General features: G+C 65.2%; 8 protein-coding genes, 1 pseudogene and 1 riboswitch. All 9 genes and pseudogenes read left to right on the top strand.

The window, feature by feature from the left end:
- The first annotated feature begins 7 nt into the window (after positions 1–7).
- The 9 genes and pseudogenes from B0G75_RS19455 (at position 8) to B0G75_RS19500 (ending at position 12,564) form a co-directional block, all read left to right on the top strand.
- Positions 8–1,063, top strand: coding sequence for an isopenicillin N synthase family oxygenase (locus B0G75_RS19455; RefSeq protein ID WP_106308907.1), 1,056 nt, complete (start codon positions 8–10; stop codon positions 1,061–1,063).
- 463 nt (positions 1,064–1,526) lie between these two features.
- Positions 1,527–1,661: riboswitch (guanidine-I (ykkC/yxkD leader) on the top strand.
- Between the two features lie 57 nt (positions 1,662–1,718).
- Complete coding sequence (locus B0G75_RS19465; RefSeq protein ID WP_106308913.1) at positions 1,719–2,474, top strand: urea amidolyase associated protein UAAP1; 756 nt, start codon at positions 1,719–1,721, stop codon at positions 2,472–2,474.
- Between the two features lie 11 nt (positions 2,475–2,485).
- A complete protein-coding gene (locus B0G75_RS19470; protein ID WP_106308916.1) occupies positions 2,486–3,142 on the top strand; it encodes an urea amidolyase associated protein UAAP2 in 657 nt (218 codons plus the stop codon).
- Complete coding sequence (gene uca, locus B0G75_RS19475; RefSeq protein ID WP_106308919.1) at positions 3,139–6,750, top strand: urea carboxylase; 3,612 nt, start codon at positions 3,139–3,141, stop codon at positions 6,748–6,750. The genes B0G75_RS19470 and uca overlap by 4 nt, the downstream gene beginning before the upstream one ends.
- Positions 6,747–8,171, top strand: a pseudogene (gene atzF, locus B0G75_RS19480) (allophanate hydrolase); the annotation flags it as partial. The gene uca and the pseudogene atzF, both read left to right, overlap by 4 nt.
- A 16-nt stretch (positions 8,172–8,187) precedes the next feature.
- A complete protein-coding gene (locus tag B0G75_RS19485) occupies positions 8,188–9,159 on the top strand; it encodes an ABC transporter permease (RefSeq protein ID WP_106308925.1) in 972 nt (323 codons plus the stop codon).
- Between the two features lie 59 nt (positions 9,160–9,218).
- Positions 9,219–10,133, top strand: a complete 915-nt coding sequence (locus tag B0G75_RS19490; RefSeq protein WP_106308928.1) for an ABC transporter ATP-binding protein — start codon at positions 9,219–9,221, stop codon at positions 10,131–10,133.
- 293 nt (positions 10,134–10,426) lie between these two features.
- The gene (locus B0G75_RS19495; protein WP_106308931.1) at positions 10,427–11,104 is read left to right on the top strand and encodes a heavy metal response regulator transcription factor; all 678 of its coding nucleotides are present in this window, start codon (positions 10,427–10,429) and stop codon (positions 11,102–11,104) included.
- Entirely contained in the window at positions 11,104–12,564 is a 1,461-nt protein-coding gene (locus tag B0G75_RS19500; RefSeq protein ID WP_106308934.1) for a heavy metal sensor histidine kinase, read from the top strand. Before B0G75_RS19495 ends, B0G75_RS19500 begins: the two co-directional genes overlap by 1 nt.
- Positions 12,565–12,577 lie beyond the last annotated feature (13 nt).

Below are 12,577 nucleotides of genomic sequence, written 5' to 3' on the forward strand. Positions count from 1 at the left end.
ACCTCTCATGAACCCAACCCATACGAGCTTTCAGCAACTACCCATCGTCGACGTGAGCGGCCTGTTCAGCGATGACCACGCCCAGCGGCTCGCCACCGCACGCGAACTCGATCGCGCGGCACGCGAGGCCGGCTTCTTCTATGTCACCGGCCACCAGGTGTCACGCGCGCAACAAAGCGCGTTGATCGAGCAGGCCAAACGCTTCTTCGCAGCCGAACACGAATGGAAGATGCGCTACTACATCGGCAAGTCGACGGCGCATCGCGGCTACGTGCCCGAAGGCGAGGAAGTCTTCGCGGGCGGCAAACGCGACAGGAAGGAAGCCTTCGACACCGGCCGCGAACTGCCCGCCGACGATCCCGACGTGCGTGCCGGCACGCCGATGCTCGGCCCGAATAGTTGGCCGGCACAAGCGGGTTTTCGCGAAGCGGTGGGCGGCTATTACGAAGCGGCGTTCGAACTCGGCCGCGCCCTGTTTCGAGGTTTTTCGCTTGCGCTCGGCTTGCCTGAACAGCACTTCGAGCAGTATCTGCGCAAGCCACCGAGCCAGTTGCGTCTGATCCACTATCCGCTCGATCCGTCGGCGGAAGACCGGCCCGGCATCGGCGCGCATACCGACTACGAGTGCTTCACGATCCTGCTGCCGACCGCGCCAGGACTCGAAGTGATGAACGGCGAGGGCGAGTGGATCGATGCGCCGCCGGTCGAGAACGCATTCGTCGTGAACATCGGCGACATGCTGGAAGTGTGGACGGGCGGCACCTATGTCGCGACGTCGCATCGCGTGCGCAAGGTGAGGGAAGAGCGCTACTCGTTTCCGCTCTTCTTTGCCTGCGACTATCACACGGTCGTCGCACCGCTGCTGCAATTCGCGACGACCGAAGCGGTGGCGAAATACCCGCCCGTCTCGGCGGGCGACCATCTGTTCGCGCAGACGGCGCAGAGCTTTACTTATCTGAAGGAACGTCTCGAACGTGGAGAACTCCTGTTGCCCGATGGTTCGAAAGCGTTGGCAAGCTTCGGCCAACAGGCGCGCTATGCGAGCGCGGAGCTGGACACGTGAGGCCGAGCGAACACGCACTGTGATCGACGAGAAAATAACTGGATGCGCAGCATCACGACAACAACGCCGCTCCAGTTATGAGCGGCGCTGTTGCTTTTGCAACTCGATGAAACGTGCCGACATCAAGGTGTAAAGCGCGCGTCGAATGGTAGCGAGCGTCGGCATGGTCGTGTAGGGAAGGGAGTGGACGTGACGCATTGATACGCACACACCATGCCATCGCTCGGAGCCATCTGCCGCCGTTGCGCACGCCCGGTTCGAGCCCAATCGTGGTGCCCGGCGCATCCATCTGGTGCGGACTCACAAACGCCGCTGGTGCGCGAGCGATCGGCCCAACTATGCCAGCCGGCCACGCGCATCGCATCCAATCCCTTGCCACGTGACACTTGCCGCATGTTCACCACAACCCTGGCACACAACTCGCTTAGCTACGCAGCGAGAGGTGCGAAGTAATTTGCATCATCTTCAGGATCGCTAGGGTTCCGGTTGTGCGCGTCTCAATGCGCACGATGTCTGGTCCGAGAGCAATCCGGTCTTGCCGTTCACCTTCTTTCAAGGCGCCGGCGAGGCTCCACGGAGGGATAAAAGCCCGGGAGGTCGCGATGTCGGTCAATCGCCCTCTCATGCTTATTCCCAACCGATACCTGGAGCCTCCATGTCGACGCAATCCTCTGTCGATCTCGCACCGATCCCGCACGTGGCGTGGGAAACGGTGATTCCCGCCGGCACGCACTGGTCCGGCGTGCTCCGCCGTGGCATGGCGTTGCGCGTCGTCGATAGCGAAGGCGGCGCGAATCTGGCCGCCGTGTTCTACCGGCACGACGCACCGCTCGAACGCTACAACATGGCCGATACGCTGAAGGCGCAGCACACCGCGCATCTGACGCGCGGCCACGTGCTCTACTCGGACATGGGCCGCGTGCTGGCCTCGATCATCGCCGACACGCTCGGCTGGCACGATCCGCTCGGCGGCGTCGGCGACGCGGAACTGGTCGCCGCGAAATACGGCGAGGCCCGCTATCAGCAGCATCGCAATGCCATGATCCGCAACGGCCGCGACAGCCTGCTGCTCGAATTGGCGAAGCACGGGCTCGGCACACGTGACCTCGTCGCCAATATCAACTTCTTCAGCAAACTCGCGATCGGCGAGGACGGCGCGCTCAGCTTCGTAGCGGGCCATTCGCCGGCGGGCGCCGCGTTCGATCTGCGCTTCGAAATGGACACGCTCGCCGTGTTTTCGACCGCACCGCATCCGCTCGACCCTTCATCCGAATACGAGCCTCGGCCCGTCAAGCTGATCGCGTACCGCGCGTATGCGGCCGACGCTTGCGTGCCGGCCGACGATCCGTGCCGCTCGGCGTGCCCGGAGAACGGCCGCGGCTTCGTCAACACCGACCGTCTGTTCGTTTAAGGAGACCCGCGATGCCTATCATCGAAAGCAAGCTCGAACTCCGTCACGCGGTCTACGACCTCACATTGCCCTCCGGCGAACCGTGGCTGCATGAAGTCAAGCGCGGCCAGGTGTTCCGCATTCTCGACCTGGAAGGCAATCAGGCGGTCGACACACTGTTCTACAACAGCGCCGATTCGCTCGAACGCTACAGCGCGCAGGACACGATCCGCGCGCAACGCAATCTCTATCTGTCCGCCGGCAGCACGCTGATGTCGAACCTCGGCAAGCCGATGCTGAGCATCGTGGCCGACACGTGCGGGCGCCACGACACACTCGGCGGTGCTTGCGCGGCCGAGAGCAACACCGTGCGTTATGCGCTCGACAAGCGCCATATGCATAGTTGCCGCGACAGCTTCCTGCATGCGCTCACGCATTGCACGTGCGGTGTGGGCACGCAACTCGGCAAGCGCGACATCGTCAGCAACATCAACTTCTTCATGAACGTGCCGGTCACGCCGTTCGGCAAACTGACCTTCGAGGACGGCATCTCCGCGCCGGGCAAATATGTCGAGATGCGCGCCGAGATGGATGTCACGGTGCTGATTTCGAATTGCCCGCAATTGAACAATCCGTGCAACGGCTACAACCCGACGCCCGTGCGACTGACGATATGGGATGCCCAATGAGATTCCGCAAAGTCCTGATCGCCAATCGCGGCGAGATTGCCTGCCGCGTAATTCGCACGCTCAAGCGGCTGGGCATCGCGTCGGTCGCGGTGTATTCCGAAGCCGACCGCCACGCCATGCATGTGATGCTCGCCGACGAAGCCGTGTGCATCGGCCCGGCGCTCGCGTCGCAGAGCTATCTGAACAGCGCGGCGATTCTCGAGGCGGCGCGTGCGTGCGGCGCCGACGCCGTGCATCCCGGCTACGGTTTCCTGTCCGAAAACGCGGCCTTCGCGCAAGCTTGCGACGACGCGGGGATTCGCTTCATCGGCCCCACGCCGCAGCACATGCGCGAGTTCGGCCTGAAACACACGGCGCGCGAACTCGCGCAAGCCAACGACGTCGCCTTGCTGCCCGGCACCGGCTTGCTGCCCGACGTCAGCGCGGCGTTGCGCGAGGCGGAGTCGATCGGCTATCCGGTGATGCTGAAAAGCACCGCGGGCGGCGGCGGAATCGGCATGTCGCTGTGCCGCGACGCCGCGCAACTTGAAGGCGTGTTCGCATCGGTCGCCCGGCTCGGCGAAGCGAATTTTGCCAACGCGGGCGTCTACGTCGAGAAGTTCGTGGAAAACGCGCGCCATATCGAAGTGCAGGTTTTTGGCGACGGCAAAGGCGGCGTGATCTCGCTCGGCGAACGCGATTGTTCGGTGCAGCGGCGCAACCAGAAGGTGATCGAGGAGACGCCCGCGCCCGGCCTGACGCACGCGGAACGCAGCGCGCTGCATGCGAGCGCCGTGCGTCTCGCTCAAGCCGTGAAGTACAAGTCCGCGGGCACCGTGGAGTTTGTTTTCGATGCCGACACGCGCCGTTTCTATTTCCTCGAAGTGAACACGCGATTGCAGGTCGAGCACTGCGTGACGGAAGAAGTCACGGGTATCGATCTCGTCGAGTGGATGATTCGTGAAGCCGAGGGCGAGCTTGCGCCGCTCGATACGCTGGCGCCCGTGCCGCAAGGCGCGAGCATCCAGGTGCGGCTGTACGCGGAAGACCCGCACAAACAGTTTCAACCGAGTGCGGGCGTCCTCACGCATGTCGCGTTCGCCGCCGATGCGCGCGTCGATACCTGGGTCGATTCCGGCACGGAAGTCAGCGCGTTCTACGACCCGTTGCTAGCCAAGCTGATCGTCAAAGGCGAAACGCGCGAAGCCGCGCTCGCCGCGCTGCGCGCCGCGCTGGAACAAACGCAGTTGTATGGCATCGAGACCAACCTCGACTATCTGCGCGCCATTGCCGGCTCGGCGACGTTCGCGCGCGGTGAGCAGACCACCGCGTTCCTCGGACGCTTCATGTTCGCGCCGCATACGGTCGACGTGCTCGACGGCGGCGTGCAGACCACCGTACAGCAGACGCCGGGACGCACCGGATATTGGGATATCGGCGTGCCGCCGTCGGGCCCGATGGACGATCTGTCGTTCCGTCTCGCCAACGAACTGCTCGGCAATCCCGCCGACGCCGCGGGGCTCGAATGCGCGATGGTCGGCGCCACGCTGCGCTTCAATACCGCGACGCTTTTCGTGCTCGGCGGCGCGCCACTCGCCGCCACGCTCGACGGCGCGCCGGTGACGCTCTGGCAGGTCACGCGCGCGCCGGCGGGCGCCGTGCTCAAGCTCGGCGGCGTGACGGGCGCCGGCATGCGCGCATGTCTCGCGCTGAAGGGCGGCCTGCAGGTGCCGGACTATCTGGGCAGCAAGGCGACCTTCACGCTCGGTCAGTTCGGCGGCCACGCGGGGCGCGCGCTGCGCAAGGGCGACGTGCTGCATCTCACCGACGACGCGGGCAGCGGCGCAGCAGGCGCGCAACTGGATAAAGCGCGCGTGCCGGTCCTGACGCACGACTGGACGCTCGGCGTGCTCGACGGCCCGCACGGCGCGCCCGACTTTTTCACGCCCGACGACATCGCCATGCTCTACGGCACGCGCTGGACGGTGCATTACAACTCCAGCCGCACGGGTGTGCGCCTGATCGGCCCAAAGCCCCAATGGGCGCGCACGGACGGCGGCGAGGCGGGGCTGCATCCATCGAATATTCACGACAACGCGTATGCGGTCGGCGCGGTGGATTTCACCGGCGACATGCCTGTGATCCTTGGGCCTGATGGTCCGAGCCTCGGCGGTTTCGTGTGTCCGGTCACGGTGGTGGGCGAGGAGTTGTGGAAACTCGGTCAACTGCGACCAGGCGATACGGTGCGCTTCGAACGGATGCCGGTCAAAGCGGTGCTTGCCTCGCCCAAGTACGCTATGGAGGCCGGCGAAGCGGCGGCTCACGATTGCATCCTCTACCGCGACCCGACGGCGGGCGAGGGCACCGGCGTGGTCTATCGCCGCTCTGGCGATCAGAACGTGCTGATCGAATACGGTCCGCTGGTGCTCGACCTGAACCTGCGTTTTCGCGTGCATGCGTTGATGAACTGGCTCGACGCGCACCGCTTGCCGGGCATTATCGATCTGACGCCGGGCATTCGGTCGCTGCAGGTACATTTCGATCACCGCGTGCTGTCGCACGACACGTTGCTCGCGCATCTGCAGCAAGCCGAACGCGAACTGCCCGCGGTGGACGCGATGCGCGTGCCGAACCGCATCGTGCATCTGCCGCTTTCGTGGGACGATCCGTCGACGCGCATCGCGATCGAGCGTTACATGCAATCCGTGCGTCCCGACGCGCCGTGGTGCCCGAGCAATATCGAGTTCATCCGCCGCATCAACGGGCTGAATAGCATCGACGACGTGAAACGCATCGTGTTCGACGCGCGCTACCTCGTCATGGGCCTGGGCGACGTGTACCTCGGCGCGCCGGTCGCGACGCCGCTCGACCCGCGTCACCGGCTCGTCACGACCAAGTACAACCCGGCGCGCACGTGGACGCCGGAGAACGCGGTGGGCATCGGCGGTGCGTATCTGTGCGTGTACGGCATGGAAGGGCCGGGCGGTTATCAGTTCGTCGGCCGCACCGTGCAGATGTGGAACCGCTATCGCACGACGCGCGAGTTCGAAGCGGGCAAGCCCTGGCTGCTGCGCTTTTTCGATGAGATCCGTTTCTACGAAGTCAGCGAGGCCGAACTGGCCGAACTGCGTACGGATTTCATCGCGGGCCGCGCGAGCCTGAAGATCGAGGAGTCCGTATTCGACCTCGGCGCGTACAACCGTTTCCTGAAGGATGAAGCCGATTCGATTGCCGCGTTCAAAAGCACTCAGCAAGCCGCGTTCGACGCGGAACGTGAGCGCTGGGACGCGGCCGGACATGCCGCGTACGTCGGCGAAACGGATGGCGATGCAGCCGCTGGCGGCAACTCGGCAAACGACGCGCTCGCGACTGGCCAGCAAGGTATCGTCGCCGACGTGTCGGGCAGCGTGTGGAAGCTGCTCGTCAAGGAGGGCGAACGGGTCGGCGACGGCCAGGTGCTCGCGATCGTCGAGTCGATGAAGATGGAAATCTCCGTCACCGCGAGCGGCGACGGCGTGATCGAAACGATCGATTGCGCGGAAGGCGCGGCGGTCGTCGCGGGTCAGCGATTGATGGTGATGCGCGCCGGCATTGCAGCCGACGCCACCGAGGAGGCTACGTGCAAATGAAATCCCACGACGATCTGTTCCAGTCCATGTCGATCGAAGCGCTGCGGGCGCGCTACCGCGCCGGCAGCCTCACGCCGGCGCAACTGGTTGAAGCCGTCGCCGCGCGTACTTCGGGCGACGATCCGCATCACGCATGGATCCGCCCGTTGAGCCGCAACGAGATGATGCGTTACGCCGACGCGCTCGAAGGTCGCGACATCGACACGTTGCCGCTCTACGGCGTGCCGTTCGCCATCAAGGACAATATCGACCTGGCCGGCATTCCGACCACCGCCGCGTGCCCCGCTTATGCGTACACGCCTGAGGCCAGCGCGCCCGTAGTCGCGCGCTTGATCGCGGCCGGTGCGATTCCGATCGGCAAGACCAACCTGGACCAGTTCGCCACGGGTTTGTCCGGTCAGCGCTCGCCGCACGGTGCCTGCCGCAACGCGCTCGATCCGCGCTACGCATCGGGCGGATCGAGTTCCGGTTCGGCGGTATCGGTCGCGCTCGGATTGGCGGCGTTTTCGCTGGGCACCGATACGGCCGGATCCGGACGCGTGCCCGCGGCATTCCACGGCCTGCTCGGACTGAAGCCGACCAAGGGCGTGCTGAGCACGCTCGGCGTGGTGCCGGCTTGCAAATCGCTCGACTGTGTGTCGATCTTCGCGCGCTCGGCGGACGACGCGCAGTGCGTGTTCGACGCCGCGCGCGGCGTGGCGCCGAGTGATCCGTACGCGCGCGAATTCCAGCCGCCGCCGGGCGCCGCGCAGCTTGGCGCGCAACCGTCGCTGCGCGGTGTGCGGTTTGGCGTGCCGCGCGCAAACCAGCTCGAATTTTTCGGCGACACCTCGTACACGCACGCTTTCGATGCCGCGCTGACGCGCCTGCGCGCAGCCGGCGCCGAACTGGTCGAGATCGACTTCGAGCCGTTCCTCGCGACCGCGCGGCTGCTCTACGAAGGGCCGTGGGTAGCGGAGCGGCTCGCGGCGATCCGCGAGTTCGCCGACACGCAGCCCGACGCGCTGCATCCGGTGATCCGCGAGATCATCGGCGGCGCGGCGCGCTGGAGCGCGGCCGATGCGTTCGCCGCCTTCGACCGCCTCGCGTTCCTGCGCATGCAGGCGGCGCAAGTCTGGCAGCGGATCGACGCCATCGTCACGCCGACCTCGGCGACCACCGCCACCGTCGACGAACTGGAAGCGGACCCGATCCGCGTGAATTCGCGCTTCGGCTATTACACGAACTTCGTCAATCTGCTCGATCTGGCCGCGCTGGCGGTGCCGGCCGGCGTCTGCACGGTCGGCCGGCATGCGGGCTTGCCGTTCGGCGTGACCTTCGTCGCGCGCGCGCACGAAGACATGGTGCTGCTCGATCTGGCGCGCGCGTGGCTCGACGAAACGACCGCCGCTTCAGGGTCCGCATACGACGCAACCGCCGTTCGCCTCGGAGAATCACATGGCCGTCATTGACAGAACCGAATGGTTCGCGGTGCGCCGCGAACTCTCCTCGCGCGGCAAATGGTTCTTGGGGGCGGGCTCGTTCCTGTTGCCGCTCTTTGTCTGGTGTCTGGTCAGCTACGTGCCGTTCATCTGGCATCCGCAGGTGCTGATCGACATCCCGGGCAGCGTCGACTATTTCCAGCCGGGCATGCGTGTCGACAAAGACGTGTTCGCCGACGAACTGGCCCACGCGCGCGACGCCCATGCGGCCTTGCCGGCCGGCGAGCCGGTCAATCCGGTGTATCTGCCCGCACCCCATGAAGTGCTGCGCGCGTTCTACACCGCGTTCACCACGCCGCCTGCATCGCGCGACGGCGTCTGGCTGCATCAGAGTCTGTGGCACAGCATTCAGGTGATCTTCTGGGGCTTCGTGCTGTCGTCGGTGATCGGCGTGCCCATCGGCATCGTGTGCGGCACGTACAGCGCGATCGCGCGCTTGCAGGAGCCGTTCTTCGAGTTCTTCCGTTACTTGCCGGCGCCCGCGTTCGGTGCGCTGATGGTGGCCATTCTCGGCATTTACGACGGCCCAAAGATCGCGATCATCGTGATCGGCACGTTGTTCCAGCAGGTGCTGATCGTGGCCAACACCACCCGCAAGCTCGAATACGGCCTGTTCGAAGCCGCCATGACGCTCGGCACGAAGAAGCTCAAGCTGCTCACCCATGTAGTGATTCCGGGCATCCTGCCGGACCTGTACCGCGACCAGCGCATTCTGCTCGGCTGGGCCTGGACGTATCTGATCGTGGCGGAACTGGTCGGCACCAGTTCCGGCATCACCTGGTACATCACCCAGCAGGCGCGCTACGAGCATTTCGACAACGTGTACGCCGCGATCATGATGATCGGCATCATCGGCCTCGGCACCGATCTCGTGCTGGCCTATCTCGGCCGCAAGCTGTTTCCGTGGGACCGCACGCTCAAGGCGTAGCGGACGGCTTCGTGCCACGGCTCATTGCATGCATCGCACCGCTTTCAAAGGATTCCATCATGTTAAATCCGCAACCCGTTCCGTCGTACCTGATCCAGTCCGAAGCGGTACGCGAGCGTTTCGACCGTTTGAAATCGCGCGAGGTGATTCTGGAGGTGCGCGACCTCGGCAAGCGCTTCAAGGCAGCGCAAGGCGAGTGCACGGCGCTCGACGGCATCAGCTTCAAGACGCACCGGCGCGAGTTCGTCTGCGTGATCGGACCGTCGGGCTGCGGCAAGTCCACGCTGATCCGCATTCTCGCCGGCCTGGAAGCGCAGACGAGCGGCAGCGTCCTGCTCGACGGCAAACCGGTGCAGGGGCCGGGCGCCGACCGCGGCATGGTGTTTCAGGGCTACACGCTGTTTCCGTGGCTGACGGTCAAGAAGAACGTCATGTTCGGTCTGAAGATGAACGGCCACAGCACCCTGCATGCGGAACGCGAGGCGCTGCAATGGCTCGATCTGGTCGGTCTGACGAAATTCGCCAATGCCTATCCGCATCAGTTGTCGGGCGGCATGAAACAGCGCGTGGCGATCGCCCGCGCGCTCGCGAACCGGCCGCGCATTCTGTTGATGGACGAACCCTTCGGCGCACTCGACGCGCAAACGCGCGCGAAGATGCAGACGCACCTGCTCGATATCTGGCGCAACATCGACGTGACCGTGCTGTTCATCACGCACGATCTGGACGAAGCGATCTTTCTCGCCGATCGCATCCTGGTGCTGAAGGCGAATCCCGGCGAGGTGCAGGAGTTGATCGAAGTGCCGGTGCCGCGGCCGCGCGACTATTCGCAGGTCACGTCGCCCGAGTTTCTGGCGACCAAGGCGCGGCTCGAAGCCTTGATCCATCCGCCCACGGAGACCGGCGACGACGAGGACGACGTCGTCAAACCGCACATGATCCGTATGACCGATGTGGCGGACAACGTCGAATAGGGCATAGCGGTCACGGCTCTGTCACGAGCGCGCGGCGACGCATCGGCAACGAAGCCGCCGGTACGCCGCATCGCGGCGCGTGCTACGTCCGCGACCTGATCGGCACGACTCGCGGCACGCCGGTGCTGTGGCGCCGCATCGGGAAGGCGGCGCGGCGCTGGCCCCGCGAAGTTCGTCGGCGACGCGCGCCGCACCGCGCCTGCCGTGCGAGCGCAACAACATTACCGGATCGTAATCACCCGCCCGAGTGCTTGACGGTATGATTTCACCGTCAACGCCAAGCGGAGCAACCGATGCGCATCCTGGTGATCGAGGACGAGCTGAAAACAGCGGCCTACCTCAAGAAGGGCCTGGAAGAATCCGGCTATGCGGTCGATGTGGCCAACGACGGTCCGCAAGGGCTGATCCTCGCGCTGGAAGAAGAGTACGACGTGATCGTGCTCGACGTGATGCTGCCGGGCATGGACGGCTGGACCGTCGTCAAGACCCTGCGCGCGAAACGCACTACGCCCGTGCTGTTCCTTACCGCGCGCGACGACGTCGACGACCGCGTGCGCGGCCTCGAACTGGGCGCGGACGATTACCTCGTCAAACCCTTTGCCTTCGTCGAATTGCTGGCGCGCGTGCGCACGCTGGCGCGCCGCGGTCCGCCGCGCGAAAGCGAACTGATCAAGGTGGGCGATCTGGAAATGGACGTGAACCGCCGTCGCGTGAAGCGTGGCGGCACGCGTATCGACCTCACGCCGCGCGAATTCTCGCTGCTGCAACTGCTCGCGCGCCGTCAGGGCGAAGTGCTGAGCCGTACGCAGATCGCGTCGTATGTGTGGGACATGAATTTCGACAGCGACACCAATGTGGTCGAAGTTGCGATCCGCCGCTTGCGCACCAAGATCGACGACGACTTTCCCGTCAAGCTGATTCACACCGTGCGCGGCGTGGGTTACGTGCTCGAACTGAAGGACACCGCTTGATGCGCGGCCGCTCTCTCGCCGCGGCGCTGGCGCTGGCGTTCGGCGCCACCACGCTGACGGTTTTCGTGCTGGTCGGCAGTTTCCTGTATATCGCGCTCGAAAAGCAGATCAAGGCGCAGGACAATCTCGACATCGTGCTCGCCGCGCGTCATGCACGGCGCCTCGCCGAGGAGCTGGACTCGGCGCAAAGCATTCGCGACCACAGCGAGCGCTTGACTAGCGTCGTGCTCGGCAACGAAGCGCTGTCGATGGAAGTGTTCGATCCCGACGGCAAGCGAGCGATCGAACACAATATCGCGGGCGCGCTCGCCGTGCCGGATGCGGCGAGCGGCGCCGCGACCATTGCCGCGCTGCCGCCGCTCACGCGCGTTGCCGCGACCACGCGCATCACGGAAGCCGATATTGGCGACTGGACCAGCCGCAACGGCGCGCCGATCCGCGGCATTTTCACGGACGCGAGGCTGCGTAACGGCGACACGGCGAGCCTGCTGGTAGCGCGCAACATGAGCGACCGCTGGCTGCTGCTGGACCGCTACCGCGACAAGCTCACGTTCGCGGGCGTGGCCGGCGTGGTGCTGGCCATGCTGCTCGGTTACCTGCTGATTCGTGCCGCGCTGCGGCCGTTGCGCGATATCGCGGCGAGCGCGAGCCTCGTCACGGTGAATCGGCTCGATACGCGCATCGCGGTGGCGCGCGTGCCGAGCGAACTTGAAGCTTTGGTGGCCTCGCTGAACGCGATGCTCGAACGCGTCGAACAGGGTTTCCAGCGTCTGTCGCGCTTCACCGCCGACCTCGCGCACGACATGCGCACGCCGCTCAGCAACATGCGCGGCGCCGCCGAAGTCGCGCTCGCGCGGCCGCGTTCCGTCGACGAATACGAAACGCTGCTCGCCTCGAGTCTCGAAGAATGCGACCGGCTCTCGCGCATGATCGAGAGCGTGCTGTTTCTGGCGCGCGCCGAACATCCGCAGTTCGTCAAGCAATTGCGTGAGTTCGACGCGGGGCAGGAGTTGACGCATATCGCCGAGTATTTCGAAGGTATTGCCGACGATGCGGACGTGCGTTTGCGCGTGAGCGGCACGGCTGCCGTGACTGCCGATCTCGAGTTGTTTCGCCGCGCCGTGAGCAATCTGCTCGCCAACGCCATTCGCTATACGCCGCCGGGCGGCGAGATCGTGCTGGACGCCTGCGCGTCGGCCGACGCGGTGCGCGTGACCGTGGAGAATCCGGGACAGCCGATTCCCGCCGAGCATCTCGAACGGATTTTCGACCGCTTCTATCGGGTCGATCCGTCGCGCAGTTCGCTGCCGTCGGCGGGGCTGTCGCAAGGGTCCACGGGTTCGACGGGGCTCGGGCTTGCCATCGTGCGCGCGATCATGGAGCTGCACGGCGGCTCGGTGCATGCGGAGAGCGATGCGCGCGGGACGCGGTTCGTGCTGAGGTTTCCGCGGGTTAGGTGAGGGTGGGGAAACG

Source organism: Paraburkholderia sp. BL18I3N2 (assembly GCF_003001875.1).
GTDB lineage: Bacteria > Pseudomonadota > Gammaproteobacteria > Burkholderiales > Burkholderiaceae > Paraburkholderia > Paraburkholderia phytofirmans.